Origin of the sequence: Nocardia sp. NPDC051030, from assembly GCF_040683015.1 — a bacterium.
In the GTDB taxonomy this organism is placed as follows: Bacteria; Actinomycetota; Actinomycetes; order Mycobacteriales; family Mycobacteriaceae; genus Nocardia.
The window spans coordinates 776034-802741 of record NZ_JBFBCD010000003.1; the positions used below are offsets into that span (position 1 = coordinate 776034).

27 protein-coding genes and 1 riboswitch are annotated in these 26708 nt (G+C 66.0%); of the genes, 8 read left to right on the top strand and 19 right to left on the bottom strand.

Features of this window, described 5'->3' with window-relative positions:
* Positions 1–21: 21 nt before the first annotated feature.
* From AB0N05_RS13000 to AB0N05_RS13020, 5 genes are all read right to left on the bottom strand, one after another.
* Positions 22–1086 carry an ATP-dependent DNA ligase gene (locus AB0N05_RS13000; protein ID WP_364691851.1) on the bottom strand — a complete coding sequence of 355 codons (1065 nt, stop codon included), beginning with the start codon at positions 1084–1086 and terminating at the stop codon, positions 22–24.
* Positions 1083–2165: an ATP-dependent DNA ligase gene (locus AB0N05_RS13005; protein WP_364691854.1), complete on the bottom strand. Its 1083-nt coding sequence runs from the start codon at positions 2163–2165 to the stop codon at positions 1083–1085. Before AB0N05_RS13005 ends, AB0N05_RS13000 begins: the two co-directional genes overlap by 4 nt.
* Before the next feature lie 76 nt (positions 2166–2241).
* The gene (locus AB0N05_RS13010; RefSeq protein ID WP_364691857.1) at positions 2242–2643 is read right to left on the bottom strand and encodes a cold shock domain-containing protein; all 402 of its coding nucleotides are present in this window, start codon (positions 2641–2643) and stop codon (positions 2242–2244) included.
* Between the two features lie 43 nt (positions 2644–2686).
* The gene (locus AB0N05_RS13015; RefSeq protein ID WP_364691860.1) at positions 2687–3787 is read right to left on the bottom strand and encodes an SPFH domain-containing protein; all 1101 of its coding nucleotides are present in this window, start codon (positions 3785–3787) and stop codon (positions 2687–2689) included.
* Between the two features lie 40 nt (positions 3788–3827).
* Complete coding sequence (locus AB0N05_RS13020) at positions 3828–4046, bottom strand: hypothetical protein (RefSeq protein ID WP_364691863.1); 219 nt, start codon at positions 4044–4046, stop codon at positions 3828–3830.
* 209 nt (positions 4047–4255) lie between these two features.
* Here AB0N05_RS13020 and AB0N05_RS13025 point away from each other — a divergent pair, with 209 nt between their 5' ends.
* A complete protein-coding gene (locus AB0N05_RS13025) occupies positions 4256–5788 on the top strand; it encodes a DHA2 family efflux MFS transporter permease subunit (RefSeq protein ID WP_364691866.1) in 1533 nt (510 codons plus the stop codon).
* Between the two features lie 112 nt (positions 5789–5900).
* Here the strand turns inward: AB0N05_RS13025 and AB0N05_RS13030 are convergent, their stop codons facing one another.
* Together AB0N05_RS13030 and AB0N05_RS13035 are read right to left on the bottom strand one after the other, a co-directional pair.
* A complete protein-coding gene (locus AB0N05_RS13030; RefSeq protein WP_364691869.1) occupies positions 5901–6623 on the bottom strand; it encodes a VOC family protein in 723 nt (240 codons plus the stop codon).
* The gene (locus AB0N05_RS13035; RefSeq protein ID WP_364691872.1) at positions 6620–6931 is read right to left on the bottom strand and encodes a hypothetical protein; all 312 of its coding nucleotides are present in this window, start codon (positions 6929–6931) and stop codon (positions 6620–6622) included. The genes AB0N05_RS13030 and AB0N05_RS13035 overlap by 4 nt, the downstream gene beginning before the upstream one ends.
* 103 nt (positions 6932–7034) lie before the next feature.
* On the opposite strand from AB0N05_RS13035, the gene AB0N05_RS13040 reads away from it, so the two are divergent.
* The 3 genes from AB0N05_RS13040 (at position 7035) to AB0N05_RS13050 (ending at position 9046) form a co-directional block, all read left to right on the top strand.
* Positions 7035–7607 (top strand): TetR/AcrR family transcriptional regulator, encoded by a 573-nt coding sequence (locus tag AB0N05_RS13040; protein WP_364691875.1) that lies wholly within the window; start codon positions 7035–7037, stop codon positions 7605–7607.
* A gap of 232 nt (positions 7608–7839) precedes the next feature.
* Positions 7840–8025 carry a hypothetical protein gene (locus AB0N05_RS13045; protein WP_364691878.1) on the top strand — a complete coding sequence of 62 codons (186 nt, stop codon included), beginning with the start codon at positions 7840–7842 and terminating at the stop codon, positions 8023–8025.
* A 97-nt stretch (positions 8026–8122) separates the two neighbouring features.
* On the top strand, positions 8123–9046 hold the full coding sequence (locus tag AB0N05_RS13050; RefSeq protein WP_364691881.1) for an alpha/beta fold hydrolase: 924 nt from the start codon (positions 8123–8125) through the stop codon (positions 9044–9046).
* Between the two features lie 35 nt (positions 9047–9081).
* Here AB0N05_RS13050 and AB0N05_RS13055 read toward each other — a convergent pair whose 3' ends face one another.
* From AB0N05_RS13055 to AB0N05_RS13070, 4 genes are all read right to left on the bottom strand, one after another.
* The gene (locus AB0N05_RS13055; protein WP_364691884.1) at positions 9082–9918 is read right to left on the bottom strand and encodes an SAM-dependent methyltransferase; all 837 of its coding nucleotides are present in this window, start codon (positions 9916–9918) and stop codon (positions 9082–9084) included.
* 240 nt (positions 9919–10158) lie between these two features.
* Positions 10159–11478 carry a nitrate/sulfonate/bicarbonate ABC transporter ATP-binding protein gene (locus AB0N05_RS13060; protein WP_364691887.1) on the bottom strand — a complete coding sequence of 440 codons (1320 nt, stop codon included), beginning with the start codon at positions 11476–11478 and terminating at the stop codon, positions 10159–10161.
* Positions 11479–11491: 13 nt separating this feature from the next.
* Positions 11492–13231, bottom strand: a complete 1740-nt coding sequence (locus AB0N05_RS13065; RefSeq protein ID WP_364691890.1) for an ABC transporter permease subunit — start codon at positions 13229–13231, stop codon at positions 11492–11494.
* Positions 13228–13935: an MgtC/SapB family protein gene (locus AB0N05_RS13070; protein ID WP_364691893.1), complete on the bottom strand. Its 708-nt coding sequence runs from the start codon at positions 13933–13935 to the stop codon at positions 13228–13230. Before AB0N05_RS13070 ends, AB0N05_RS13065 begins: the two co-directional genes overlap by 4 nt.
* A 195-nt stretch (positions 13936–14130) precedes the next feature.
* Positions 14131–14304: riboswitch (M-box (ykoK) riboswitch) on the bottom strand.
* 157 nt (positions 14305–14461) lie between these two features.
* Here AB0N05_RS13070 and AB0N05_RS13075 point away from each other — a divergent pair.
* Positions 14462–14689, top strand: coding sequence for a hypothetical protein (locus AB0N05_RS13075; protein WP_364691896.1), 228 nt, complete (start codon positions 14462–14464; stop codon positions 14687–14689).
* 4 nt (positions 14690–14693) lie between these two features.
* Positions 14694–15005, top strand: a complete 312-nt coding sequence (locus AB0N05_RS13080) for a hypothetical protein (protein WP_364691899.1) — start codon at positions 14694–14696, stop codon at positions 15003–15005.
* A gap of 91 nt (positions 15006–15096) precedes the next feature.
* Here the strand turns inward: AB0N05_RS13080 and AB0N05_RS13085 are convergent, their stop codons facing one another.
* The 4 genes from AB0N05_RS13085 to AB0N05_RS13100 form a co-directional block, all read right to left on the bottom strand.
* Positions 15097–15396: a hypothetical protein gene (locus AB0N05_RS13085; protein WP_364691902.1), complete on the bottom strand. Its 300-nt coding sequence runs from the start codon at positions 15394–15396 to the stop codon at positions 15097–15099.
* An 80-nt stretch (positions 15397–15476) separates the two neighbouring features.
* A complete protein-coding gene (locus tag AB0N05_RS13090) occupies positions 15477–16100 on the bottom strand; it encodes a TetR/AcrR family transcriptional regulator (RefSeq protein WP_364691905.1) in 624 nt (207 codons plus the stop codon).
* A gap of 70 nt (positions 16101–16170) precedes the next feature.
* Positions 16171–16587 (bottom strand): hypothetical protein, encoded by a 417-nt coding sequence (locus AB0N05_RS13095; protein ID WP_364691908.1) that lies wholly within the window; start codon positions 16585–16587, stop codon positions 16171–16173.
* A gap of 179 nt (positions 16588–16766) precedes the next feature.
* Positions 16767–18638: a Na+/H+ antiporter gene (locus tag AB0N05_RS13100; RefSeq protein WP_364691911.1), complete on the bottom strand. Its 1872-nt coding sequence runs from the start codon at positions 18636–18638 to the stop codon at positions 16767–16769.
* 115 nt (positions 18639–18753) lie between these two features.
* Here AB0N05_RS13100 and AB0N05_RS13105 point away from each other — a divergent pair, with 115 nt between their 5' ends.
* Both AB0N05_RS13105 and AB0N05_RS13110 read left to right on the top strand, forming a co-directional pair.
* Positions 18754–19479, top strand: a complete 726-nt coding sequence (locus AB0N05_RS13105; RefSeq protein ID WP_364691914.1) for a hypothetical protein — start codon at positions 18754–18756, stop codon at positions 19477–19479.
* A 222-nt stretch (positions 19480–19701) separates the two neighbouring features.
* On the top strand, positions 19702–21159 hold the full coding sequence (locus AB0N05_RS13110) for a HEAT repeat domain-containing protein (protein ID WP_364691917.1): 1458 nt from the start codon (positions 19702–19704) through the stop codon (positions 21157–21159).
* Between the two features lie 54 nt (positions 21160–21213).
* Here the strand turns inward: AB0N05_RS13110 and AB0N05_RS13115 are convergent, their stop codons facing one another.
* The 4 genes from AB0N05_RS13115 to AB0N05_RS13130 form a co-directional block, all read right to left on the bottom strand.
* On the bottom strand, positions 21214–22551 hold the full coding sequence (locus AB0N05_RS13115; RefSeq protein ID WP_364691920.1) for a pyridoxal-phosphate dependent enzyme: 1338 nt from the start codon (positions 22549–22551) through the stop codon (positions 21214–21216).
* Complete coding sequence (locus AB0N05_RS13120; RefSeq protein ID WP_364691923.1) at positions 22548–24026, bottom strand: decarboxylase; 1479 nt, start codon at positions 24024–24026, stop codon at positions 22548–22550. The genes AB0N05_RS13115 and AB0N05_RS13120 overlap by 4 nt, the downstream gene beginning before the upstream one ends.
* Positions 24027–24140: 114 nt before the next feature.
* The gene (locus AB0N05_RS13125; protein ID WP_364691925.1) at positions 24141–25400 is read right to left on the bottom strand and encodes a heavy-metal-associated domain-containing protein; all 1260 of its coding nucleotides are present in this window, start codon (positions 25398–25400) and stop codon (positions 24141–24143) included.
* The gene (locus AB0N05_RS13130; RefSeq protein ID WP_364691928.1) at positions 25400–26674 is read right to left on the bottom strand and encodes an aminotransferase class V-fold PLP-dependent enzyme; all 1275 of its coding nucleotides are present in this window, start codon (positions 26672–26674) and stop codon (positions 25400–25402) included. Before AB0N05_RS13130 ends, AB0N05_RS13125 begins: the two co-directional genes overlap by 1 nt.
* Positions 26675–26708: the final 34 nt, after the last annotated feature.

Here is a 26708-nt window from a genome sequence, read left to right on the forward strand (position 1 = left end):
GCCGTGCCACGGCCGAACCGATCACTCGTCGGCGTCTTTTCGGGCGCGGCTGGGTTGGACGCGGGAGGGCTCGTTCGGCATTTTGGGGTATTGGGGTGGCCAGGGGGCGTCCATGAGGCCTGCGGCCATGTCTTTTTCGGACATTTGCAGTAGTGGTTCGAGGGATTGGGGGGCGCGGTCGGACCAGGGGTCGCCGAGGTCGGCCAGGCGAGCCGGGACTGTGGCGATGGTGAGGTCGTCGTTGGTGACCGAGGGGAGGGCGTCCCAGGAGATGGGGGTGGAGACTTGGGCGCCTACTTTGGGGCGGACGGACCAGGCGCCGAAAACTGTTTTGTGGGGGGCGTTTTGGTTGAAGTCGATGAAGACTCGGGAGCCTCGTTCTTCCTTCCACCATTGGGCGGTGATGTGGTCGGGGTGGCGGCGTTCCAATTCTCGGGCCAAAGCGACTGCGGCGGCGCGGACTTGGTAGCCGTCCCATTTGGGTTCGAGTAAGGCGTACAGGTGCAGGCCTCGGGAGCCGGAGGTTTTGATGCGGACGTCGATGCCCAGTTCGGTGCACAGGTCTCGGGTGAGGACCGCGGCGTTGCGGAGGTCGTCGAAACTGATTCCGGGGGAGGGGTCCAGGTCGATGCGGAGTTCGTCGGTGACGCCGGTGGGCGGGAGGACTGCTCCGGCGGCGTCGTACACCGGCGGTGCGGTGCTTTCGCGGTCGGCACCGGCGTGGGTGGGCCAGACGTGAAAACCCAAGCAGCCCAGGTTGACTGCCCACAGGATGTGGGCCATGTCGGCGGCGACCAACGCGTCGCTGGTGGTGCCGTTGGGGGTGGAGACCTCGGTGGTCTGCAGCCAGTCGGGCACGGATTTGGGGACACGTTTCTGGAACCAGGATTTGCCCGAAGCGCCATCGGGATAGCGTTCGAGCAGGAGCGGGCGGTCGCGGATCACGCCCATGAGTGGATCGGCAACGGCGAGATAGTAATTGACCAGATCGAGTTTGGTGTCGCCGCGTTTGGTGAAGTAGATCTTGCTCGGGTTGGAGATGGTGACGACGTGGCCGTCGACCTCGATGTCCGTGGATTCGCTCATGTGCGGGCCTCGTCGAAGATCGCGCCCAGTTCGGCCGGGGCGACCTCGTCGAGCTGGGCGTAGGTGCAGGATTCGGGGGTGCGGTCGGTGCGGAAGCGGACCAGGCGGCCGCCGTGGCGCAGGCGTCCGCCCATGACGTGCTCGTAGCGGACCTCGGCGACCAACTCGGTGCGCAGCGGCTCCCAGGACAGGTCCTTGCCGCCGGTCCAACGGCTCACCCCGCCCGGCATTTTGCCGTCGGCCTTGGCTTGGGCGGCGGCATCGGCCCAGTCCCGCCAGGGATGGTTTTCCAGCGCGTTCACCCGCAGCGGTTCGAGTTCGGTGACCAATTCCTTGCGCCGCGCGGCGGTGAAACTGCTGGCCACGCCGACGTGATTGAGCCTGCCGTCCTCGTCGAAGAGCCCGAGCAGCAGCGATCCGACGCCCTCACCGTCCTTGTGCCAGCGGAATCCGGCGATCACACAGTCGGCGGTGCGCTCATGCTTGATCTTGAGCATGACCCGCTTGTCCTGCAGATACGCCAGATCCGAGGCCTTGGCCATCACCCCGTCGAAGCCCGCGCCCTCGAACCGGGTGAACCAGTCGGTCGCGGTATCGGGATCATCGGTGATCGGCGTCAGATGCAGCCGCTCAATGCTGTCGTCGATCACCGTTTCCAGAATCCGGCGACGCTCACCGAACGGCTCCTGCGTCAGATCCCGGTCCCCGAGCGCGAGCAGATCGAAGCCGACGAAGCTCGCCGGTGTCTCCACCGCCAGCTTGTTCACCCGCGAGGCGGCCGGATGCAGCCGCTGTTGCAGCGTGTCGAAGTCCAGACCGTCCTCGGTGACGACCACGATCTCCCCGTCGATCACGCATTTCTCGGGCAGCGCCTTGCCCAGTAGTTCCACCAGTTCGGGGAAGTACCGGGTCAAGGGCCGATCATTGCGTGATCCGAGTTCGATCTCCGGCCCGTCACGGAAGACGATGCAGCGGAAGCCGTCCCATTTCGGCTCGTAGAGCATTCCTGGTTCGCGCGGCACTCCCGATACCGACTTGGCGAGCATCGGTTTGACCGGCGGCATGACGGGCAGATCCACCTGACCTCCTCGGTTCGAGCGGCGCTCTAGCAGCGCCGATCGAGGCTGACCCGAGATCGATCGTAATCCGAACTGGTCAGTTTTCGATCCATCCGTGCTGATCCGCGAATGCGGTCAGCCGGTCCCGGATGGTCAGTATCTCCCCGGCGGTCAGCGCCGGCGACGCGTCCAGGAGTAGTTCGGTGATGAGCCGTTTGTGCTCGGTCGCCGTCAACTGTCCCCCCGCGCCGCGTTCGCGATCCTTGGTCGTCTTGTGCCGGACCGGCGCGGGCTGCCCGGCGACCAACGCCAGGTTGATCGCCTTCGGACCCCGGTCACCTTCGGTCACATCGAATTCGAACACCCGCCCCTGTCGCAACTCATCTTCATCCAGCCCGATGTCGTTGACGTGCACGAACACATCCGGTCCGCCGTCCTCCGGACGGATGAACCCGAAACCCCGAGAGCTGTCGAACGACACCAATTTCCCGATGGACACCTAAACACCCGCTCCTCGTCGCCGCGTCCCTCTGGCGGCCACTTTAGCCCGCAGCTTGATCATTGTTGGAAGAAAGTGCCTTTTGCAACGAATTGAAGACGGTCAATCCCTGACCGACCATGCCGTTGAGCATCTCGCTGACGCCCTCCGGGCCATTGAGCACGGTCAGGTTGGCATTGGCCATGCCCAGCGACGCGCTCTTCACGATTTCCGGAAGCTGTTCGATGAGCAGCTGATCCAGGGCGATGCGGTTGTTGGAGGCGGCCGCCTCGGCCTGGATGCGCATGCGGTCGGCCTCGGCCTCGGCCAGGATGCGCACCCGTTCCGCTTCTGCCAGAGCGGGTTTCACGACCTCGGTCTGCAACTGCTGTTCGCGCAGTTCGGCCTGCTTGCGCGCCTGCGCGGCCTGCGCGGACAGCACCTCCTGCAGGGCGACGGCCTGGGCGAGCGGACCCGACTGTGCCGCTTCGGCATTGGCCTTGTCGATATCGCGCTGGTATTCCGCGCGCAGCACCGATGTCTGGCGCTGGTATTCGGCCTGCTTGCGCTGGGAGGCCTGCTCGGCCTCGGCGGCGGCCTGTGCGGCGGCGGCCTGCGCGATCTGGGCGTCACGCTTGACCGCGGCATTGTGCGGGGCGGCCAGGGCGGAGATATAGCCGAGATTGCCGTCGTCGATGGACTGGATCTGGAACGCGTCGACCCACAGGCCGATATTGCCCATCTCCACCTTGGAGGCCACCAGGACCTCATCGGCCAGCTTCTGGCGTTCGCGGATGATCTCCTCGACCGTCATGGAGCCGACGATGGAGCGCAGATGGCCGGAGAAGATGCGCCCGGTCAGCACCGACATCTCGCGTTCCTGTTCGGACAGGAATCGTTGTGCCGCATTGACGATGGACTGGGTGTCATTGGCGACCTTGAACGCGATCACCGCCCGCACATCGAGCTGGATGGCCTGTCGGGTGACGCAGCGTTCCTGGATTTCGGCCTCGAACATGGCCAGCGACAGGTACCGCACCTTGCGGAACAGCGGCATGACCCAGTTGCCGTGTCCGATCACGACTTTGAACGGTGCGTTGTCCTTGGTGCTGCCGCCGCTGACGAGCATGGCTTCGTCCGGATCGGGTACGTGGTAGCCCAGCATGAAATTGTCTCCCTCGATGATTGAATGAATTGTTCGACAGTCAATCGCCGGGTAGGGCTATCCACGCAACAACGTCGACGATTCGGCCCGGATGCGCGGCCACGACCAGCACGGTCGTCCCGGCGGCGAGTGCCTCCTCGGCGCGTGCGATGTACAGCTCAGTCCCCCCTCGAATGGCGATCAGCACCTCTCCGAGCGTTCCCCTGCCACGGATGGGCGTGGTCAGCGTACCCGTCAAGCCCACTACCGGGTCGGTCATCGCCGCGAACTCCTCGCTGTTCTGTTCCCAGCGTACGACTGTGGAAGGGGTTCGAACTATTGCCGAAGAATTGCTACCGGTCGGTATGCTTGGCGGCATTCGGAGTTTCGACGCAGGTTCCCTCTCGGAAAGGAACTGATTATGCGCGAAAGTGGCGCGCCGGAAGAATATTGCTGGTTCTCGGGCGATCGACCTGGCAGGCTGAAACGGTGACCACCCCTCCGGATACAAAGGCGGCCGATTCGGCCGACGACAAGCTGGACGCCCGGGTCTTCAAGATCGCGGGCGTCGTGGTGCTCGGCGCGATCATGTCGATTCTCGACGTCACCGTCGTGACCGTGGCAATCCCCAAGTTCCAGGCCGAATTCGAAACCACCACCGCCATTGCCGCGTGGTCCATGACGGGCTACACCCTCGCACTGGCCACCGTCATTCCGCTCACCGGATGGGCAGCGGACCGCTTCGGCACCAAACGCCTCTACATGGCCGCGCTGGTGTTCTTCGTGCTCGGCTCCGTGCTGTGCTCGCAGGCCTGGAATATCAACTCGCTCATCGCGTTCCGAGTCGTGCAGGGCCTCGGCGGCGGCATGCTCATGCCCCTCGGTATGACGATCATGACCCACGCCGCGGGGCCCACCCGCATCGGACGCGTCATGGCGGTGCTCGGCGTGCCCATGCTGCTGGGTCCCATCGCCGGACCCATCCTCGGCGGCTGGCTGATCGACAGCTACAGCTGGCCCTGGATCTTCCTGATCAACCTGCCGATCGGCATCATCGCGCTGATCCTGGCCTGGGTCGTGTTCGACCGCGACAACCCGCAACCCTCGGAGTCCTTCGACTTCGTCGGCATGCTCCTGGCCTCACCGGGTTTGGCGGCCTTCCTCTTCGGTGTGTCCTCGATTCCGGGGGAGGGCACCGTCGCTTCGGCCAAGGTACTGATCCCCGCGATCGCCGGTCTGGCGCTGCTGGTCGCGTTCGTCTTCCACGCCCTGCGCACCGAGCACCCGCTGCTGGATCTGCGCCTGCTGCAGAACAAGTCCCTGCGCTACGCGGTGCTGACCATGACACTGTTCGCCGCGGCGTTCTTCGGCTCGGGTCTGTTGCTGCCGAGTTATTTGCAGCAGGTACGCGGAGAATCCACCCTCGTCGCAGGTCTGCTCATCGCCCCGCAGGGCCTGGGCGCGATGCTGACCATGCCGATCGCGGGACGCCTGGTCGACAAGATCGGGCCCGGCAAGATCGTGCTCACCGGCATCTCCGTCATGGTGGTCGGGATGGCGTTCCTGACCCAGGTCACAGCGTCTACTCCGTATCCGCTGTTGTGTGCGGCGCTGTTCGTCATGGGCCTGGGCATGGGCTGCACCATGATGCCGACCATGACCGCCGCCATCCAAACCCTGACCCACGGCCAGGTCGCGCGCGGTTCGACACTGATGAACATCGTGAACCAAACAGCCGGATCAATCGGTGTAGCAACGATTTCGGTAGTCCTGACCACCCTGCTCAACCACCGCGAATTCGCCCAAGCGGCCATCGGCTCGCACTACGACCCGCGAATCGCCCAGCAGCTGGGCCCGGACAACCTCAACGCAGGACTGGATCAAGCCGCCTCGGCCTTCGCCCACACGTTCATCGTGGCCCTGGTCCTACTGGCCATCACCCTGATCCCGGCCTACTTCCTGCCCCGCACCAAACCGAAGAACCCGGAGGCGGCCGCCGAAGCGGTCATCGCCGCGCACTGACGGTTCGCTCACCGAAATCGCCCGTCCCGGTCACCTCGGGGCGGGCGATTTCGTCTGTGCGGCTTACCACTTGGTGTGCGGCTGCCTGAGGCAACGTGTTCGGGCAAGCGGACTATCGGACTCGCTGGGTAAGGCCGAACAGGGCGCCGGTGGGATCGCGCATGACCACGTCTGCGTCGGCGTTCTGGCGAACATCGGTCGCACCGAGCTGTCGGGCCCGCTCGGCGTCGGCGGCGGGACTGTTGCTGGCGAAACCGACCAGCCAGAGTGATTGCTGCGCTGTTGGTTTCCCTGGCGGCTTGCCGGTGGCGGCGAGGGAGTTGTCCGGCAGGCGGAACTCGGTGTGCTGGGGGTTGGCATTCCAGTGCAGTGCTGGTCGGTAGAAGGCGGCGGCCTCCGCGGAGTGGTCGGTGAGAAGGCTGATGCGGGCGAAGGTCCCCGGTTCGTGGTTCAACTGCATGCCGTCATGGGTTCCGGGCTGCCAGAGTGAGAGTGGTGCGCCGACGGGGTCCATCGTGACGGCGGCGTGGCCGAGCGTCCCGACTTGTGTTGGTGCCACGACGATTTGGGCGCCCAGGCTCGTGAAGCGGGTGGCGGTGGCTTGAATGTCCGACACGGTGACATTGGTCGTCCAGTAGGGTGCGCCCGTGTCCTCGGCCGGTCCCAGAGCGGCGACGAGATGCCCGCGCAGCGTGCAGAGCCGGTAGCCGTTGGCGTCCGGTTCGGCGACGTTCCAGCCGAACAGTGCGGTGTAGAACGCCGTGGTGGTCCCCATGTCGGGGGTGCCGAGGTCGATCCAGCTCACGGTGTTCTCGGGGTGCCGGGTGATGTTCATCGGGTGTAGTAGGGCGAGTTCAGGTCGATACTGGCGTCTTTGACGATGTCGCCGTCGAACAGTCGTGTCGTTGCCGGAGCTCCGGTCCGGCGGGCTTCTTCGGCGAAGGGGCCCTGCGCGAAGGCCAGGGCGTTCTCGGCGCTGTCGAACTCGTAGAAGCCGCCGACGGTGTGCGTTCCGATGCCGGACAGCCACGTCTTGCGAATCAGGCCCGGCGCGGTCTTCAGTGACGCATTGATCGGGTGCCAGTCGAACTGATCGAACGGCACTGCCGCCTGGATCTCGGTGTAGAGAAACGTCTTACCCATCACGAACCTCCGGCTTCGGGGCCTGTCCAGCCCACCCACTAGTACGCGCGTACTAGTGAGGTGAGCATGGACTAGGATGGCCGTACTAGTCAAGGGGGTAGCAATGGCCGCGGACACGAAGTCCCGCATGATCAGCGCAGCGATCGGACTGCTGCAACGCCACGGCCTGGCCGCGATGTCCTTCACCGACGTCCTGGCCGAGAGTGGTGCCGCCCGCGGAGCGATCTATCACCATTTCCCCGGCGGCAAACAGCAACTCGCACTCGAAGCCGCCCGCCGCAACGCAGAAGACGTCCGCACCCACCTGCGCGAACTACCGGCCCGCACCCCCCGCGAAGTCGCCGAAGCGTTCCTCGCCAGCGTCCGTCCCGTGGTGCAAGCGTCTGCCGAGGGCGGCGGCTGCGCAATCGCGGCGGTCACCCTCGACGGCGGCGCAGCCATCACCGACCAAAACGGTCTCCGCACCGTCGCAGCCGAAGCATTCACCAGCTGGGTCGACGAACTCGCCGAAAAACTCACCCACACCGGAATGGCCGCCCCCCAAGCCGCCGCCCTATCCACCCTCATGATCGCCACCCTCGAAGGCGCCCACATCCTCTGCCGCGCCGCAGCCACCATCACCCCTTTCGACAAAGCCGCCGCGGCCCTACTCTCCGGCCTCCCGAACTCGGGCTGAATCTCCACCCGCTACCGACTCGCCGTGGAAGTGGTCGTGGAGATGGCCCTGGTTGCGGACATGGCGATGGTCCTGGGAATTCAAAGTGGTAGTCGGAGTACCGGATACAAAGCACCGGCCTGAGTAACGGCCGCCTACAACGTCACTCGAATGTGCCACTCCGTGCCCTCCGAACGGAGCGCTCAGTGGCAGGAGCCGATGTTCTTCGAGTTCGGACGTAGGGTGAGCGCTTGTGGAGTCAGACAACAAGCTGGAGGGCCTACGGTCAGCGCTCTCGTGCGTATTCGAGAAGCTCGGGGCCGAGAGCCTTACCGAGCCCGACCGGGTCGAGTTGGTGGCGCGCGCCGAGGTGGTTCAGGACCAGATCGACGCGATCCAGGACGTCGGCGGCATGAGCGACCACTTGTTTCAGCTGTAGCCAGCTTGGGATAGTAGATGGGTGCGGCCAGCACCCGTTGAGATTCTTCGATGGTGTCCCGCGCGGGGTCGGGGCAATCGGACGAGCGGAGATCGTCATGGGGGCGGAGAGCCGAGTGCGGCCGACGTGGCTGCCGCAGGAGCTGTACCCGTTCGGTGATCATTATGCCGAGATCGACGGCGCGAGAGTGCATTACGTGGATGAGGGTAGCGGGCCACCGTTGCTGTTGCTGCACGGCAATCCCACCTGGTCGTTCCTGTACCGCGACATTATCTCCGGGCTACGGGACCGGTACCGGTGCATTGCGCCGGACTACCCCGGCTTCGGGCTGTCCACCGCACCGTCCGGCTACGGCTTCACCCCCGCCGAGCACGCGGAGGTAATCGAGAAACTGTTGCTGCGCCTGGACCTCACCAACGTGACGCTGATGGTCCAGGACTGGGGCGGGCCGATCGGCTTCGCCGTCGCCACCCGCCACCCGGATCGGTTCGCGGCTTTCGTCATCGGCAACACCTGGGCATGGCCGAAATCCGACCTCGACACTCAGCTGTTCTCCCGGATTCTCGGCGGCCCGATCGGCGGCTACCTGATCCGCCGCCGCAACTTCTTCGTCGAGCGTATCGTCCCCAGCCTGGTCAAACGCAAAACGCTTCCCGAACAAGTCATGGACGCCTACCGCGGCCCGTTCCCCACCCCCGAATCCCGTCGGCCCATGCAGGTGCTGCCTCGCGAACTTCTTTCCAGCAGACCATTTCTCGCCGAGATCGCCACAGCGCTGCCCCGCGTGGCAGACCGGCCGGCACTGATCGTCTGGGCCGACCAAGACATCGCCTTCCGTGACACCGAACGCCGACGGTGGGAGGCCATCTTCCGCGAACACCGCACCGTCCCCCTCCACCGCACCGGTCACTACCTCCAGGAGGACGCGCCCGTCGACGTCGTCGCCGCGATCCGCGACTGGCGAACCGCAAACACCCCGACAATCGAAAGCTCACACGAACCGAGCGCACCAGATCAATAAGAGCAACGACCGACTTGCAGTGTGGTCCTCGTGCGCTATCGTTTGCGGCCGACTCCGCCGACTATGCAGTGGCGCACCGCGCTGAGCGTGCGTAGGCGCGGGCCGTCCTGCCGCCAGTCGTCGCACAGCACCAAGCCGGGTTCGATCATCTCCAGATCGCCGAACATGGCCTGGATTTCGTCGCGGGTGCGGAAACGACCGCTGCCCATCGGGCTGTGGATGAACTTATCTTCCATCTTCGCTGCGAGCTCGCTGAGCTCAGGCTCTTGCGGATCCTGCGGGTCGAAGAAGTGCGAGATCGCCACGAACGATCCGGCCGGCAGCGCGTCGATGTAGGTCTGCATCAGCGCGGCCGAGTCCTCGCCGAGGTAGTGGTGCAGCGTCCCGATTTGCAGCAGGGCCAGCGGGCGGGTGAAATCCAGGTGCTCGAGAATCGATGCGTCTTTGAGCACTTCCAATGGTTGGAAGATGTCGCAGGTGCAGATCGTGGCGTTCTTGTTCTCGGCCAGCAGCGCCCGGCCGTGCGCGAGGACCATCGGATCGTTGTCCACGTACACCACACGGGCGTCGGGGTTGATGCGCTGCACCACTTGGTGGGTGTTCTCGGCCGTTGGCAATCCGGAACCGAGGTCGAGGAACTGGTCGATTCCCGCGTCGCGCGCCAGAGAGCGGCACACTCGGATCAGAAACTCACGGTTGGCCCAGGCCAGGTCGGTAGCCTGCGGTGCGACGGTTTGCACCCGTGCGAGCACCTCGCGGTCGACCGCGAAGTTGTCCTTCCCGTTGAGAAAGGCGTCGTAGACCCGCGCGATGCTGGCGCGGGTGGTGTCCACCCCGACCGGCACCGAACTCGGGTAGTCGGACTCGGGCATCGCAGACTCCTGAGTGTGGTGTGTCCAGATCGCCACAAGTATGCAGCACGGAGACGGCAGATATCGTGCGAATGCGCTGATCACCAATGGCTTTGGATACGGGTGCGGACGCTGAACTCGTGCCCCACCTGGCAGGACCCCGATACCGGGCGGCGGGTCAGGGCCCGTCGACAGAATGTGCCAGGTGAGCCGCAGCACGCTCACGTCGTTCTTCTACCGAATTGCTGACGCGAGAACGGCTCACTTCTCGAGGGTGAGGCCGGCGGGGTCGGCGGTGATGCGCCCGGAATCGGTGTCGTAGTCGTAGAGTTCGCCGTAGCGGCCCCAGTCGACGGCTAGTTCCAGTTGGCGGTGGGCGTCTTCGTCGGAGAAGCCTCGTTCGAGGAGGTCTTGGAAGAAGTCGGCTCGGACGCTGCCGTCGGCGCTGCCTATGAGGGCGCTGCAGATGGTGCGGACCAAGGGGGCTCGGCGGCGGGCTTGGGTGGCGAAGATCTTTTTGCTGGATTGGATGTCGGCGTTGGTGAAGTTTGCGCCGACGTTGGTGAGGATGACGTCGCCGGAGTCGACGAGGAGGAAGCCGAGGAGGGCGGCGGCGTCGACCAGGGGCATGAGATCGTCGAGTTCGAAGTTGAGGTCGTCGGCGATTACCGGGAGGTCGGCGCGGCCGTCGCTGCCGTAGACCATTTCCAGCAGGCCCGCGATTCCGCCGACGGAGGCGTCCGGCAGGGGAGTGGCGAAGGGGGTGCTCGAATCCGGGTGTGCGGCAACGAGGGCGGTGTCGCGGCCGGTGAGCAGGCCGTAGATTTGATCGACCAGGGCGGCGAAGCCGGGGGCGCGGCGATTGCGTGGGCGCGGTTGATCGACCGTGATTTCGGCGATGATGCGGCCTGGATTCGCACCCAGCACCATCACGCGATCGGCGAGCTGGACCGCCTCTTCGATATTGTGGGTGACGATGCAGACGCATTTGGTGGGGAAATCGGCTGTGGCCCAGAGGGTTACGAGTTCGGTGCGCAGGTTTTCCGCGGTCAGTACGTCCAGGGCGGAGAAGGGTTCGTCCATCAGCAGCAGGTCCGGTTCCAGGACCAGGGCGCGGGCGAAGCCGACGCGCTGGCGCATGCCGCCGGAAAGCTCTTTGGGATAGGCGGTTTCGAAGCCGTCCAGGCCGATGCGGTCGATCGCGTCCAGGGCCTGGCGGCGGCGCTGGGCGGGGGCGACACCGCGTGCGGCCAGACCGAGCTCGACATTGTCCTGCACGGTCAGCCACGGCATCAGCGCGAAGGATTGAAATACCAGGGCCGCACCGGGATTGGTGCCGGTCAACGGTTCGCCGCGGTAGCTGACCTGGCCGCTGGTGGGGGCGAGCAGTCCGGCGATGGCGCGCAAGAGCGTCGACTTGCCGGAGCCGGAGCGGCCCAGCAACGCGACGATCTCCCCGTCGCGCAGTTGCAGATTCACGTTCTCCAGGACATTGAGCCGTTCCCCGGACGCGCCGGTGAAGGACATGCCGACATCCTCGAGGTCGATGAGAACCTCACCGGTGGACACCGTGTCGGTCATGGTTGCCTCCTGATCAGAGCGAGTAGCGGCGTTGGGCCAGCGCATAGAGCCGCCGCCAGAAGATTCGGTTGATGCCGACGACATAGGCGCTCATGACGAGCACGCCGACCAGGATTTCGGGACTGTTCCCGTCGCGGGTGGCCTCGGTGATGTAGGCGCCCAGACCGGTTGCCACGAGTGTGGTGTCACCGAAGCGCACGATCTCCGCGACGATCGAGGCATTCCACGCACCGCCCGCCGCGGTGATCGCGCCGGTGACGAAGCTGGGGAAGATGGCGGGCAGAATCAGCTTGCGCCACCACAGGATTCGCGGCAGCCGCAGGCTCGCCGCCGCCTCGCGCAGGTCATTGGGGACCGCCGACGCTCCGGCGATCACATTGAACAGGATGTACCACTGCGCGCCCAGGGCCATGAGCAGAATGCCCGCCCATTGCAGGCTCGCCCCGGTCGCCACCAGGACCGCGCCCACGAGCGGGAACAGGAAGTTGGCGGGGAAGCTCGCCAGGACCTGCACGACCGGCTGCGCGAGGCGAGAGACCTTGGGGTTCAACCCGATCCAGACGCCGATCGGCACCCAGATCACGCTGGCGAAGATCAACAGCACGATCACCCGCAGCAGCGTGAAGAAACCCAGGCCCGCCGCATGAGCGATCTCCTCGAACCCGACGGTGTCGTGGATATAGCGCAGCATGAGGAAACACCCCACCGCCAGCGCCACCGCGACCACGACCGCGAAGACCAGATCGGCGGCGCGCCGACGTGCGGGCGGGACGTAGAGCGGATGCTCGGCCAGCCCGAACACGCGCATGCCGCGATCGATCGGGTACACCAGCGGCCCGAACGCCCGCCCCAGCAGGCCCGGAATGTGTGAGCGGCGCAACAGATCCCGCACCAGACTGCGCGGCGCATCGGCGGATTCGGTGTCCTCCACCCGGAATCGTTCCGCCCACACCGTGATCGGCCGCCAGAACAGCACATTCAGCCCGACGACCATCACGATCATGACCACGATGGCCAGCAGCACCTTGCCGGTATCGCTGTCGGCGGTCGCGGTGGCGACGTAGGAACCGATGCCCGGCAGCGCGTATTCGCGATTGTTGACGCTGATCGCCTCGGCCGCGGTGAGGAAGAACCAGCCGCCGCCGAAGCTCATCATGGCGTTCCAGACCAGCGGGAACATGCCCGAGGGCACATCCATGCGCCAGAATCGCTGCCAGCGCGATAGGCGCAGATTGCGCGCGGCCTCGTCGAGTTCGCGCGGCTGCGAGACCAGGCTGTGGTGAAAGGCGAAGGTCATGTTCCAGGCCTGCGAGGTGAAGATCGCGAAGATGGACGCGCACTCCAGGCCCAGCGAGGAGCCCTGGAACAGGGCGATGAACCCGGTGATGGTCACCGACAGGAAGCCCAGGATCGGCACCGATTGCAGGATGTCCAGGGCCGGGAGCATGACCTTCTCCGCGCGCGGCAGCCGGGCCGCGGCGGTGGCGTAGACGAAGGTGAACAGGATCGAGAGCCCGAGCGCGGCGAACATGCGCAGCAGCGACCGTGCCGCGTAGTAGGGCAGTTCCAGCGGATCGGTGGAAACCGTTGACGGGGCGGTGCTTTGGTCGAAGGGCACGTTCATGCCCGCCGACACCCGTACCGCGATCCAGATCAACACCGCCGCGGCCAGGAATACCGCCACGTCCGCCCATCGCGAGCGCGGCCGATCCAGAACGCCGCGCGTGGGATACGAGCGCAGCGAGCCGGTCACTCCTCGGCCTCCGTCACCTGCACGGTGCGCCACGCGACGCTGGTCACCGACGGTTCCAGGCTCAACCGGCTCACCGCGGTCTCCATCTGCCGGTCGTCGCGGCGATCACCGGTGAGCTCGGCGCGCACCTGCACCTTGCCGGGCATGGTGTCGTGGCTCGAGATCGACACGAGACGGAAGTCCGTGCGGGTCAGCGACTGCACCAGCAATGCCCGCACATGCGCCTCGTGCGCGTCATCGGTGTCGGCGGTGAACGAGTACAGCGCTTCTTGCGCCGCGCCGTCGTGCAGCGGGCGATCCACCGCGCGCGCCGCGGTGCGCAGCGCGGTGTTCACGACCACCACCGCGACCGTGCCCGCCGCGGCGGTCGTGTACATCCCCGCACCGGCCAGGGACCCGACCGCCGCCGAACACCACAGCGTGGCAGCGGTATTGAGCCCGCGAATATTGAACCCGTCGCGCAGGATCACACCCGCGCCCAGGAATCCGATACCCGAAACGATCTGTGCCGCAACGCGGGTCGGGTCGGCATCGCTGCCGCTGAACCCGTGCGCGGACAGCAGCACGAACAGGGTGGCTCCGGCCGCGACGAGCGCGTTCGTGCGCAACCCGGCCATGCGGGCCCGGTACTGCCGTTCGAACCCGATCACCGCACCGAGCCCGACACCCGCGCCCAGGCGCAGCAACATCTCCAACGTGGTCATGACGCCCTCTCAATAGAGGTCGGCGCACTCGAAATCGCACGCTACATGCACACAAGTAGCTCGCAGTGGATTGCGGGAGTGTCGCCTGGTGAACGATTGGCTAACGGAACTCTGTCCGATCCATCGGGCACGACAACCACCTCCTCGAACCATGCGCACGCGCCAGGGGAGTGGTACCGGCAGACCCGCCGGATAGGTGACCACCCCTCGTAAGACCTTCAGCACTCCACGGCGTAAACCCACTTCAGGGTGGGAGCCGGTCGGGGTGTCCCCTTAACTCGGGGAGACCTGTCCTGACCCGGGGCGTCTCTCGACGTTCGGGGTCGCCGGCCTATATCCGTGAAGGAGCCTCAGCTAACGACGGCACCTTGCCCGAGCGAGTAAACACCTGTACTACCGATCTGGCAACCCGATGCACCGGCCGTCTCCTCGACCGCCTGCCGCGCCGAGGACTCGCCGACACTGCAATTGGGAGGCACGCCGTAAGCCGTAGACCAGACGCATCTGCGGACGTACGATCGGACGTATGGCGAAGATGACGGTCGTATTTCCGGACGAGCTAGTACCCATCTTGAAGGCCCATGCGGGCGAAGGGAAGGCGAGCGAGTACATCACCCGGGCTGTGCGCCGGGCCATCCTCGAGGAAGAGTTGAAGGTGCTCAACGAGTTCGAGAGACTGAACCCGCCCGATCCGGAGTTCTATCGCTACAGCGACGCCATCGCCGAGGAGGTTCTCTTCGGTGATGCCGAGTAGGCCGGTGCAGCAGGGCCAGGTATGGGTCTCGGAGAGCCGGATCTCCGGACGTAAGAGCCGAATAGTGGTCGTCGATGGCGATACGATCGCCAACCTCCGCCAACGGCTGATCGTGGCACCGATCCGTGAAGGGCGTGAGGTGCCGAACCAATTCCAACTGTTGTCGGTTCCGCTTCCCGGCACTTCGGAGATCATCGCGGTGTACGACCTGCTTCTGATCGACAAGGAGTCATTCACCGAATACGAGGGCTCGGTGTCATCCGAGACGCTCGAGCGGATCAAAACCAGCGGTCTTGGTGCACGTTTCGACCTTTAACGCACGTCACCCACTCTTCCTGGTCTTCACTCACGCGATTGCGGGGTGAAGACCGGGAAAAATGGGTGAAGTCAGGTGGTGGGGCGAACGGTCAGGCGTGGGTGGGGGACAAGGTATTTCGGAGGGAGTCGGTGTGGTGGTAGATGGAGGTGGGTGGGCCGTCTCCGGCGGGGTGGATTTCGAGTTTGCCGGTGTCGTCGAGCAGGATTCGGCGGCCGGGGTAGGTGCGTTGGGCCGCTTCCACGTCTCGGGGGGTGAAGGAGTCTCGGCCGATGAATACCAGGACGCCGTCGTGGAGTTCGGTGGCATAGACGCTCGCGGGCCAGCGGTGCAGCCAGTCGTCGAGGGTGAATGGTTTGTCCGGTTTGGGCAGGTCAGGGCCAGCCATCATGTCCGGGATGGTAGTCCGGGCCACAGCGCAGGGGAAGAGTAAACGCCGGAGGTAATACGGCTTTTGTTGCGAGGCAACGGTTAGCGGTACATCGAGCGGTAGGCGGCGATCGCCTGGACCAGGTGGTCGATGATCTGTTCTCGGGTGGCGCGCAGGGTGCCATTGAGCCAGGCGGAGAACATGCCCGCATTGCCGCTGGCCATGGTGACCGCGGCCAGGCGACGGCGGACCGGATCGTCGATGTGCGCGAACAGGTGGTCCTGCATGAGGCGGGTGAAGGCGGGCATGACCGCGATGGTGGTCTGGCCCAGGCCCGTCGAGGAGTAGGGCTCGACCAGGAACAACCGCGATTTGCGAGGGTCTTCGAGGACCTTGTCGACGAGTAGCTCCGACAGGGCGCGGTCGCGGCCGGGATCGTCGGCGACGGCGAAGGCGGTCATCGGGTCGAGAAATTCGTCGGCGATCTGGCGGTAGAGCACGTCGAGGAGTTCGTCTCGGCTGCTGAAGGATTCGTAGAAATAGCGGTCGGTGAGAGTGGCCCGCCGGCACACCGCCCGCATGGTGACCGCGCCCGCCCCGGATTCGCCGATCAGATCCAGCGCCGCCTCGAGCAGCGACGCGCGCCGCGCCTCACGGCGTTCGGTGAGGGTCGTGCCACCCCAGATGCGGGGTTCGGCGTCGGAGTTGGGCTGGTCGGTCTGCACCGCCTCAAGGGTAGTGCCCGGTGCCGGGGGATCGTGCACGCCCGGCACCGGGCCGTCGCCGGGGCGTCTGCTACCCGGTCACCACGCACGCGCTGCCGAGGTTGATGCCCGTGCCGACCTGGAAGGAGTCGGTGGCGGCCGCGCCGTAATAGGAGTCGGCGTAGATGCGGTGCCAGCCGCTGGCCTGCGGCGTCCAGCTGGTGGTGGCCTGACCGTTGGAGCCGATGGTCACGCTCTGCGGGCTGAAGGTGCCGTACGCGCCGGTGTCGTAGAACCAGGCGGTATCGCCCGAGCGGCCTTCGACGGTGACGGTGTAGGAGCAGCCGGACCCGTACTGCGAGCTGCCGAGTCCGATGGAGCTACCCGAGGCCACGCTCACGCGCCAGACCTGGGCGTCGGCGCTGGGTGCGATGAGCACCGCGGCGGCGGCCAGGGCGGCGAAGGTGGTGGCGGTGGTGGCGAGAGCAGATTTTCTGAACCGGATCATCAAGATCATCCCCTCGAGAAGTACCGGTTGGGTGGTATGTGCCGAATTCGGCCCATACACGCAGTCTTCGCCCCGATTTGTGGCGACACGCGAGTAACGAACTACTTGTTCGGTAATCCCTTGCCGCACCGGCAAACCCGAGGGATGAAAGCTACTGGACAGCTAACCCAGCGGTTCGTCTAACCCAGCAGTTCGTCGAGATAGCACCAGCGCCAGGATTCGCCGGGCTCCACACTGCGCATGACCGGATGGCCGGTGTTGTTGAAATGCTTGGTGGCGTGATTGCCGGGGGAGGAGTCGCAGCAGGCCACATGCCCGCAGTCCAGGCACATCCGCAGATGCACCCAGACCAGGCCCTCTTCGAGGCATTCGTCGCAGGCGTCGGGGTGATCGGGCACCACCACGCAGGGCGCGTCGCGCAGATGCTCGCAGCCGCCGGTGATGGCCGCCCGCAAGGGTTCTCCGCTGTTGTCGGCCTCGGCGATCCGGTCGATGGTGGATTCCTCCAGGTCGATGGTGGCCATGACGGCCTGCAACACCTCCTGATCGATCACCCCCGAATCCCGGACGTCCAGCACGGTGTCACGTTCGGCGGCCAGCATGGCCAGGCGCAATCGCCGGTATTCGCCACTCGGGGTGACGCGCTGGGATTCGGAGCGGCCCAGCAGCTCCCAGGCGGAGCTGGCCCGGCGCGTGACGCGCGTGCGCAGCGCGTCCACGATCTCGGGCGGGGTCTCCTCGGAGATATTGGCCTCCAGCGCGGCCAGCCCCGCCGCAGTGGCCTGCTGGAGCAGATTCGCTTCCTGCAGTAGGTCTTCGGCGTGACTGGGACCGCGCAACTTCAGTGTCCGCACCAGCCACGGCAGCGAGAGTCCTTGCAGCAGCAATGTTCCGGCCACCACCACGACCGCGAGCAGGGTGAGCGTCGCCAGTTCGGGCGTGTCGAGCGGCAGCAGCAGCGCCGCGGCGAGGGTCACCACCCCGCGCATCCCGGCCCAGGCCACCACGGCAGGTCCGGTCCAATGCGGTTTCGGTTTGCCGAGCCGCCGGCCCTCGACCTGCCAGGCGAAGTAGGTCGCCGGATACACCCAGATCGGCCGGACGACGATCACCGTGAGCAGCACCGCCGCACAGGCGATCAACAGCGTCGAATGCGGCAGATCGCTGTGCCAGGCCGCTTCCACGATATGACGGAACTGCAAACCGACCAGCAGGAAAACCGCACTCTCCAACAGGAATTGGATGGTGCGCCAGTTGGTGTGCTCGGAAATGCGCGAGGCCGCGCTCTGCCAGCGCGGCGCCCCGTGCCCGAGGATCAGGCCACAGGTGACCACCGCGATCACCCCGGAAGCATGCAACTTCTCGGCGGGCAGGTACGCGATCCACGGCACCAGCAATGACACGCTGGTGTCCAGCACCGGATCATTGATGCGCCGCCGCAGGACCGCCAGCACCATGGCCACGGCCCCGCCGATCAGCGCACCGCCACCGGCCGCGCCGACGAAATCCGCCCCCGCCTCCCACATGGTGATGCTGCCCGCCATGGCCGCCACGGCCGTACGCAGGGTGACCAGCGCGGTCGCATCATTGAACAGCGACTCCCCCTCGAGCAGCGTCACGATCCGTCGCGGCATCCCCACCCGCCGCGCCACCGCCGTCGCGGCCACCGCGTCCGGCGGTGCCACGATCGCCCCGATCGCCACCGCCGCCGAGAACGGCACCGGCAGCAGCCAATACACCACCCCGCCCACCGCGAACGCGGTGAACAGCACCAACCCCACCGACAACAGCGTGATCGACACCTTCTTGGGCCGGAAATCAACCAGCGAGGTCCGAATAGCGGTGGTGTACAGCAACGGTGGCAGCAACCCCAGCAACACCAGCTCGGGTTCGATATCGAACTCCGGCACAAACGGCAGATACGACGCAATGACCCCGGCAATGGTGAGCACAAACGGCTCACCCATCCCAACCCGCCGAGCCCCGGCCGCCAGCGCGACCGCCACCGCCAACAGCACCACCAGTCCCAACGCCCACTCCACGCTGCTCATCGTGCCAGCCCGGGCCCTCAGCCCACGCATCGGCTCGCGCACAGCGAACGGATCAGATTGCGGGCTGCCGTTAGGATCGCCCGGGTACTCGAGGATCTTTCATTAGGGGGACGGCATGATCCTTTCGATCTGCATCTTGGTCGGCGTCGCGGCACTGATCATCTTTCTGAGCCGCAATCAGCGAAAGGTCAATGCGGAGTTCAGGGAGGAACTCGAGCGCCGCTTGGGCGGGAATACAGGTTGGCCGACCGAGCTCTGGGAGCAGGAGCACCGAAAGCTGTTGCATCCGCATTTGGTTCGTGGCGACACCAGCTTTCCTGTCACTGGCACCGTCGCGGGCCATCCCGTCGTCAGCTTTCGCTGCGAGCACTCCAAGGAAAAGACTCGGCCGACGGTCACGCTAGGACTCAAGACCACCACCACAACATGGAGTTACACGGGCGCGGCCGTGCTCGATGTCGACCCCACGGTGCCCTACCTGGATATCTTCCGACCCGGCTCGATCTGGGAAGCCGGGTTCCAGGGCAAGTCGATCGAACCGCTGCAATTCCCTTGCGGTGACGCGAATATCGAGCAGTACTTCGCCACCTACTCCGACGAGACGGCCCGTGCGAGCCGCCTGATCACCCCGGCATTCAAAAGTGCCCTGTTCGATCTACACAACCTGGATCCGGAAGGACAGCCGTCGCCCCGTATCCGCATCAAGGATGGGGTTCTGATGTGCTGGGTCGGCGGTGTAGACACTCGCCAGGGAAAATTCTCCGAGCTTCTCGAACTCCTGGCAGCACTGACCGACGCCGTCAATGCTGCCGTGCGAGCTGACCGACGCACCGCTGGATGATTCGGCGTGGAACTGGATCCACGGTTCACCGGCGGGTTCACTCTCACTGGTCATTCACTGTTTGCTCACTGCGCAGCGCGGTAGATGGAAACGGTTGTGGGTCAGTTGTTCTCGCCAACGATCGTGATCGCCACCCAGCTTTTCCTCGCATGGAGCCCGACCGAACGATAGTGGTTCGCGCGCCAACGGTCCAAGATGTGATCGGGCCGTTAATCTTCGGGCATGGTTGAGGAGCTCGAGCGAATCACCGAACAGCAGGACCGGACAGCGACGTTCGAGTTGATTCAGAGGCTGACCGATCCCGGTATCGGCGCATCGGAGCGGGAGCGGATCGTTTATGGGCTCGCGCAGCTCGCAGACCCGCGCGCGGTGGTGCCGCTGGCCGAGATCGGGCGTGACCTCGGCCGCCCGACCGATGTGCGACAGGCGGCGCTGCGGGTGTTGGAGGACTCGTCGCTGTGCCCGGAGGGCGCCGATCTGCGCGCTTGGTGGGATACCGGGGATGGCCTGGTCCGCGCGTGCGTGCTGCGGCAGGCCACCCGCAGCGAGGCCGACCTGCTCGAACCGATTGCGCGCGCCCCGCATCACCCGCTACACCGGCACGCGCTGACCGGAATCGAGTTCACTTTCGAGGAACCACACTGGCAGCAGTACAAGATCACCGGACTCGCTCACCCAGACCCCGCGGTGCGGCGGATCGCGGCCGACGTCCTGTGCTGGGACGAACCGGTGGCCGCCGAATCAGCTCTGCATCGCGCCGCCACAGACAGCGCGACAGAGGTCGCCTGCGCCGCGATCGACACGCTGCGTTACTACCCGAGCCGCGCCACGCTGCGGCTGTTGCACGAGATCGCCCAGGGCGGCGGCGCGCGAGCGGAGGCGGCGCGCGCTGCCGAGGCCGATCTGCTCGTCGATTTCGCGGATGAGCAGTCGCGAATCGGGCATTGGCTCACACCGGTCGCCGATCTGCTCGGCCCGACCGAACACGACACCGCGCCGTCGCCGACACCGCCGGTACGATGCCGAGCCAAACCGCCGGTGCCAACGGCAGCGGAAGTCTTCGCCGTGTACTCCGATCTCGACGGCCCATGGGCGGAGAAACTGGCCGCACTGCGCGGCAACGACTGGAGTCGTGTGCCTGCCTCCGACCGCCCCGTTCTGACCGCGCTGCTGTCCGGTCATCCGGATCCGCAAGTCCGCGACCTGTGTTGCTCGGCGCTGGCGAGTTGGCATGAGGTCGATGCGTTGCTGTCGCTGGCCCATGATCCGGAATTCGGTGTGCGTAAATCCGCGGTCTACAGCCTGCGATTCGTGCCACCGTCACAGGAGATCGCGACGCTCACATGGAATCTGATTGCATCCGGCAAGGTCGCCAGTACCGGCGGATACGAGGCGCTGGCTACCTGCGCTGCCCACACGCCGCCTGGGGAACTCGACGACCGGTTGATCGATTTGGCGCGCAGCGATCTTCGAGAGAGCATCCGCGCCGAGGCGGTGTCGCTGCTGGGCGAACAGGTCGAACCGCTGCTGTTCCTGCTCTCCGAACCGCCCCTGCGGACCTGGGCGGTGCACATCCGATTACTGACGGCCTGCCGCGACTCGGGGGTGACATTGCCTGCCGCTACCGCCTTGTACACCGTCGACAACCTCCATGTAGCGGCTGCCCTCGCCGACCTATAACTCACCCTTTCGGCATCTGCTGCTCGAGCCGTCGAGCTCGGCGATGGTCGAGAGTTATTGGCGGGGGGCGGACTCCATGGGCTTGCCGCTGTCGCGCCAGGCTCCGATTCCGCCCGCAAGACTGGTTGCGTCGTAGCCGGAGCGGCGGGCCAGGGCGGCGAAACGCAGAGACAGCTCGCCGACCGGGCAGACGAAAACCAGTGGGCGCGAGCGGGAGAACGGGATGCCCTGGGTGAACATGTCGTCGAGTTGATCGTCTCGGATGTTCAGCGCGCCTGGGACGTGGGCTATGCGGTAGGCCATGGCGCCTCGGGTGTCGACGATGGTCGGGCGGGCGGTGCGGTCCAATTCCTCCAGTTCATCGGGTGAGAGGGTCGGGGTGGCGGCGAGTTCCTGTGTGGTGGGCGGGAGTGCGCGTGCGGCCTTGCCGAAGAGTTCGGGGCGGCGTTTGCGGATGTAGGACAGGTACGGTTCGATGCGGTCGCAGACGATGAATACCGCCACGATCGGGTGGTCGGGGTCGGTGGACGAAAGGTCCAGGGAGCCCAGGAATTCTCGGGCCGCGGCGTAGGTGGCTCCGCTGGTCGGACCGGCCAGGACTCCGTGGCCGGTGGCTAGTTCGAGGGTGGCGTCCACGGCGTGCCCGGCCTCCACGGGGATGATGCGGTCGTAGAAGTCGGGTTGGAACAGGCCCACATCCCACATTTCGGTTTCCGAGCGGATTCCGGGGATGAAGTCGGTGCGTTCGGATACCACGGCGATGGTTCGCAGTTCGGGGTTGTGTTTGCGCAGGAAAGTGGCTGTGCCGCGGGTGGATCCGGTGGTGCCGAGGCCGCCGATCAGGTAGTCGACGCGGGTGATGCCGTCGCGGGCGAGGTCCTCGTGGATTTCGCGGCCGGTGCCCTCGTAGTGGGCCTCGATGTTCTTCTCGCTCGTGTATTGCGAGGGGTGATGCCAGGCGCCGGGGGATTTGGCCATGGTCGATTCGATGACCGAGTACACGTCGTTGGGTGCGGTCGGGTCGGGGCATTCGGACAGGCCGGGTAGTTCCTCGATGTCGGTGCCGAAGAGCTGCAAGAGTTCCCGGACCTCGGCGACCTTGATGCGGTTGGTGACCGCCCGCAGGCCGATGCCGTGCATGGCCCCCAGAATGCGCAGGGCCTTGGCGGTATTGCCGCTGGACGCCTCGATCAGGGTCTGTTTGTTGGTGATGATGTCGTCGAGTTCCTCGCGGATCATGCCCCAGGCGACGCGGTCCTTGACCGAGCCGAAGGGGTTGTAGAACTCGAGTTTCGCGTACAGCTCCACGTGTGGCAGTGCGTGCACCGCCGGATCCAGGCGCAGCAGGGGCGTATTGCCGATGAGTTCGGTGATGTGGTCGTAGCGCATCATTGCACCCCGTGCCGTCCGGAGCCGTGGGCTCGTCGCAGGGTGTCCGCGGCGAGTCCCGGTTCGTAGTCGCCGTCCCGGCACACCTCGAAACCGCCCGGTTGGTGTGTGACAGCGAGTTTGGGTGGCACCGGGTGCATGGATGCACTCGCTGCCGACAAATCCATGTGGTACGCAGCGGTATTGGGGAACACCACCAGATCCCCGGGCCGCGGCCGATGCGGCAGCCACACCTTGTGATTGCTGATCAGATCCCGTTCCAGGCACAGCCGTCCGGCCAGGAACACCCCCACCGCGGCCGAATCCACGCCGCGATGCGCCGCGCTGGGCAGCAGCACCGGATCCACCATCACTTCCTGATCCGCGGGAGTGACGGTGTCGCGGCTGACATCCAGATTCACCAGCGTGCTGCCGTCGGAGGTCTCCTTCACGAATTCCACCCGCGCCGCGGTGATTCCGGCGTGATCGACCAGCGCCTTGCCCGGCTCGAGCCACACGTCCAGGAGGTTTTCCTCGGCGACATGCGCGAAGCTGCGTCCACCGTGCTGCTCGAGCCCGGTGTCCAGGAGATCGGCGAGCATGCGATCCGCGGACACCGTATTGGCGTATTTATGGAATACCGGCGTCCCGTGCACCGCGCCGCCGTCGATGTGGAAGCCGAAGGTATTGCCGCCCCAGGTCATCGGCTCGCCGCGCCCCAGCAGGGATTCGCGCAGCGCGAGCACGTAGGCGTCGAAGGCATCGGCGTCGGCGGTGAACACCTGCCGGAAGCCGCCGCCGATATTGAGCACGGTCGGCGCGAGCTCGTACGCGTAGGCGCGTTCGGTCAGCGCCAGGCAGCTTTCCACGGCCCGCACCCGTTCGGCGGGTTCTCCGGAATCGAGGTGGAAGGCGAACCCGCGGAAGGTGAGCCGCCCGCGGTGTGTCGAGAGCAGGTCCAGCACCTCGTCGATGCGGCGCAGCGGGACGCCGAACCGGCTCACCGGCGTCCCGGGAAACCCGCAGATCCGCACCAGCACCGGCACGCGCGCGCGTTCGCCCGCGAGTTCGGCGAGCCGTCGCAACTCCCACAGATTGTCGACATTGACGGTGGCCCCGGTGTCGACGAGTTCGCGCAGGAACCCTTCCCCCTTGGGGCCGGTCACCTCGATGCGCATGGACCCGAATCCCGCGCCGACCGCGCTGGCCAGCTCGGCCTCCGAGGCCACGTCGATGCCGATTCCGGCGTGCTCGGCGGTGCGCACGAAGGCCCGCGATTGATTCACCTTGTGCGCGTAGCAGATCCGATACCGCGACAGCTGCCCCGCCAAAACCTCCCGCAAGCGGTCCAAATTGTCGGTGAACACCTGCGGGAACAGCAGATGCGCGGGCGAGCCGAAGCGGATCAGCGCATCCTCCACCGCCCCGGGCTCATCCAGGAAGGCGCGCACCAGCGGATGGATTCGGCCCGGGAGTGCGGGCGGGGCGGGCGCGTTCATCAGGTCTCCTCGAGCCGGGCGGAGTGAGTCCGGGCGGGCAATCGTCTGCGAGGCAGGTGACCCCGCCCCCGGGGAATTACCTCTGCTGCGGGCGGGATCTCGTGCGGGGAGCCGTCACACAGCGGTTTCCGTGGTCGCGTGCGCGGGTAGCTCGACGGTCGGGTTGTAGCCGCTGTCGCGGAGCGATTCGAACGCGCGATGCCGATTGCGCGGACTGCGGAATTCGGCGACCACCCGTTTGCTGATCAGATCGATGTCCCGCACACCGATATTCATCGATTCCAGGACCCCGGTGATGGTGCGCACGCAGTGCTTGCAGTTCATGTCCGGCACATAGAAGACGTGATCCTCGGCGGCGAGTTCGCCTGTCGCGGCACCGGTGTCGGCGGGTACCTCGGCAATGGTCAGTCGCGTGACGATGGTGGTGAACAGCTCGGTGAACCGATCCACCACCAGGGGCAGCAGGCTGTAATGCGCGCCGTCGAGTTGGTGCGGCATGGCGGCCAGACAGGCCGGGCGGGTGCCCGGCGGCAGCAGCGCGTACTGGCGGGAGATCAGATCCAGCTCGTCGTGATATTTGGCGATCGCCTCGGGCACGCTCAGGCCCTCGACATTGGTGGCGCGCCGCATGATCCGGTGCGCGTCCTCGATGGTGGCGTCCTTCATCGCGCGCAGGGTGTGCACGGTTTCGGCGGTGTAGCGCAGCGTGCCGTCGGGCTGGGTGGCCAGGATGACCGCGATCATGCCGCGCCGATAGCTCGAGGCCTGCAATTCCCAATACCAGCGGGTGGCGACCGCCCCGTAGATGCCGGAATCGCGCATGCCGAGCGCGAATTCGACGGGCGTGCGATAGGGCGTCCAGCGCGCCAGCAGAGCATGCTGGGCCAGGGCCCGCCCGCACGCCTCGATCCCGACCCGGAAGATGTCGAGGGGTTCGTGATCGGTGGTGGTGCCTTCCAGGACCGCGGCATCACGTGCACTCAATGCCGAGATGCGTTGCGCGAAAGCGGTGTCGCTTTCGAGCGCATGCCACAGCGTCAGCACCGTCTCGCGCATGGCGATGGGCACCAGCGGCCCCAATCCGCCCGAGTGGAAGTGCCCGGTATTCGGTATGCCGTCGCTGTCGGTCCACGCGATGCGATGGGTCGCGCTGGTGACCTGCTCGGCCCGGCACGGCGACATGAACCGTTCCAGGTACAGCCGCTGCGAGAGCGTCAGATGCGAGCCGGGTTCGGGTCGCAGTGGCGCACAGGTGTATTCGATGCGCTGCGCCGGTGGCGCGGTGGCCCCGGTGCTTATTGCGGGCCGGGCCAAGACCGCCAGCACACGGGAGGCGGCGCGGCGTTCGTAGCGCGGTTCGGGTCCGTTCGTCATCAAGTGACCTCCTCGGCAATCGTGGCGACACACTCGGTGAACCGGTCGATCTCGTCGAAGGTGTTGTAGATGTGGGTGCTCACGCGCACCGAGTCCTCATCGGTCGGCGCATCATCGACGGGCACGCAGTGTGCGCCGGTGCGGACCAGGAAGCCCAGTTCGCTGAGCACGAAACCCAGATCGGTGGCGGTGATGCCGTGCACGGTGAACGAGAGGATGCCGTAACCGGTTTCGCAGGGCGCGTAGGCCGGGCCGGGCAGGAATTCCACGCCCGGCACGCGGCGCAGGCCGGTGATCATGCGCTGGGTCAGGGTGCGATTGTGGTCGTGGATGGCGTCGAGTCCGAGGTCGCCGAGCACTCCCACAGCCGCGCCGAGCGCGAGGATCCCCGGAATATTGTGGGTGCCGCCCTCGAGCAGGTGCGGCATCTCACCCGCGAGGAGCCCCGATCGGCCCAGTGACACAGCCGAATTACCGCCCGGCAGGAATGGCGTGAGCTCCGAATGTCGGCGGCGGCGGCAATACAGCACGCCGGTGCCGGGGGAGCCGAACATCTTGTGCGCGGCGAAGACCGCGAAATCGGCGTCCAGTTCGCGCACCCGCACCGGCAGATGCCCGCCGCTCTGGCTGCAGTCGAAGCACAGGGCGATGTCCGGATCGATGCGCCCGCGCAGCTCTTCCAGGGTGCTCAGCGAGCCGAACACGTGATGCAGGTGCGAGACGGTGATCATCCGGGTGCGCGGGGTGATCTTGCCGAGGATGTCGTCGATATCGGCCTCGCCGAGGGTGTTCACGCGATAGGGCACCAGGTGGATCGTGCGGCCGAAGGAGCCGAGCAGCCGGGCCAGTTGATGCCACGGATAGACATTCGATGCATGATCACGTGGGCTGTACAGGATTTCGTCGCCCTCGCGCAGGGCCGTCATCGCCCAGGACTGCGCGACCGCGTTCATCGCGGCCGTCGAACCCCCGGTGAACGCCACCTCGTCCGGATCGGCCCCGAGGAAATCGGCCATCTGCTCGCGGACGGTCTCGATTTCCCGGGTCAGGCTGCTGGCCCACGGATAGGTGCCGCGCCCGGCATTGGCGGTGTGCGAGCTGTGATAGCGATGCACGGCCCGGATCACCGGCAGCGGTTTCTGCGTGGTGGACGCGGAATCGAGGTAGACGTCGGTGGTTTCGGCCAATGCCGGAAAGAGCCCGCGCACCGCGGGCGACGCGGGTTCCCGGGCGGCGGCGGGCTCGGCGGAGGAGGCAGGGGCCGATGACCGCACTGTGCCGCTCCCTCCGAGGAGTACGCGCTGGACG